This window comes from Streptomyces scabichelini, assembly GCF_011045015.1.
In the GTDB taxonomy this organism is placed as follows: Bacteria; Actinomycetota; Actinomycetes; order Streptomycetales; family Streptomycetaceae; genus Streptomyces; species Streptomyces scabichelini.
Map to the genome: position 1 here is coordinate 1 of NZ_JAAKZY010000453.1, position 1,899 is coordinate 1,899.

Annotated in this window: 1 protein-coding gene and 1 pseudogene; both read right to left on the minus strand. The window is 72.6% G+C overall.

All coding sequences use genetic code 11. The features are described from left to right. Positions 1-275 (minus strand): annotated as a pseudogene (locus G5C60_RS50595) (aspartate aminotransferase family protein); the annotation flags it as partial. A 202-nt stretch (positions 276-477) separates the two neighbouring features. Continuing rightward, on the minus strand, positions 478-1,899 hold a 1,422-nt coding region (locus G5C60_RS50600; RefSeq protein WP_206441021.1), incomplete at its 5' end, for an ERAP1-like C-terminal domain-containing protein.

Genomic DNA, 1,899 nt, shown 5'->3' on the forward strand with positions numbered 1-1,899 from the left:
GGCGGGCAGTGTAGGTGGGCGGTGCACAGGGGGTCGGCGGGGTCGGCGGCGCCTGCCGCGAAGGCGTGGACGAGGGTGCGTAGCGCGTCCGCGTCGCCTTGCTGGGGGAGGGTCTCGCCGACGGCGGCCCGTATGCGTGCGGCGACGGCGGCCGGGCCGCCGGCGGGGAGCGGGCCGCCTCGGGCGGCGGCGCCGGTCCGTAGCGCGTCGAGCACGGTGGTGAGTAACGGCCGTAGGGTGGTTGGCCCTTGGGGGCCTGAGGCGAGCGGGCTCATGGTCGTCCTCCGGGGCGCGGGGTTGGGGCTGCGCGCCCGGAAGCCCAACGATCGGAACCCGAATGGAGGTACGGCGCTCTCCGCAGGTTGAGCGGGTATGGAGCTCGGCGGGAAGCGGCCGGTGCGAAAACTGCGGGTCGTGTGTGGCTGGTCGCGCAGTTCCCCGCGCCCCTGGGGGCCTACGGCCCCCTCGGGGCGCGGCTTACGCCTCCCTTACTTTCAACGCTCGCCCCATGTCATCGAGTTGGTCCACCAGCTTGCGCTGCAACGCCGGGATCGGGTTCGTCTCGTTCAGGCACTGTTCGCCCAAGCGGAGTGTCTCGGGTGAGATCGCGTAGACCGGGAACGCCCAGCGGCCCGCTGCCTCGGCCATGGCGGGGCCCCGGCGGGCCGCTACGGCCACCGCGTCGTCGAAGTAGCGGGGGACGAAGTCCCGTACGAGGTCGAGTTGTTCGGGTTGCCAGAAGCCCTGGGCGGTGGCGGTGAACAGGTAGTTGGAGAGGTCGTCGCCGGCGAACATGTCCTCCCAGGCCTGGCGTTTGGCCTGGGGGTCGGGGAGGGCGGCGTGGCAGCGGGCGGCGCCTTGCTTGCCGATGGCGCTGGGGTCCTGGACGAGTTCGGCCTCGATGACGGCGTCGTCGATGGCGCCGAGGACGGCGAGGCGGCCGAGGATGCGCCAGCGCAGTTCGGGGTCGAGTTCGGGGCCGCCGGGGACGGTGCCTTCGGAGAACCAGGCGCTGATCGTGTCGGGCTGGGCGGCGGCGTCGATGAAGTGGCGTACGGCGGTGAGGCGCAGGCCGGGGTGGGAGCCGTCCTCGGTGCGGCGGATGAGGTCGCGGCACAGGGAGGTGAGGGTGGTGAGGGCGGCGGGCCGGTCGTGGGCGGGCAGGTAGCGGTCGGCGACCTGGGTGGTGGCGAAGGCGAGGACGCCCTGGACGAGGGCGAGGTCGGTCTCGTGCGGGAGGTGGGCGCGGGCGGCCTCGAGGTAGGCGGTGGGGGCGAGTTCGCCGTCGCGTACGCAGTCGCGCAGGGCGTTCCAGACGACGGCGCGGGTCAGTGGTTCGGGCAGGGCGGACAGTTCGGCGCGTACGGTCGCGAAGGATTCGGGGTCGAAGCGGATCTTGGCGTAGGACAGGTCGCCGTCGTTGAGGACCAGCAGGGCGGGGCGTTTGCCGATGGGGTGGGCCGGCTCGGTCTGGGGGATGTCGAGTTCGAGGCGTTCGCGGAGGGTGAGGCGGCTTTCGTCGCTGAGGTCCCGGTCGTACAGGCCGACGGCGATGCGGTGGGGGCGGCTGCCGGCGTGCGAGACGGTGAGGGCGCAGGTGCCGTTGTCGGTGGGGGCGATCTTCGGGGTGAGGGTGTCGACGCCGGTGGTGCGCAGCCAGGAGTCGGCCCAGGCGTGGACGTCGCGTTCGGTGGCGTCGGCGAGGGAGGTGATGAAGTCGGCGAGGGTGGCGTTGGCGAACTTGTGCCGGGCGAAGTGGGTGTTGATGCCGGCGAGGAAGTCCTTTTCGCCGAGCCAGGCGACGAGTTGGCGCAGTGCGGAGGCGCCCTTGGCGTAGGAGATGCCGTCGAAGTTGAGGAGGGCGGAGGCGGTGTCGGGGACGGCGTCGGGGTCGGGGGC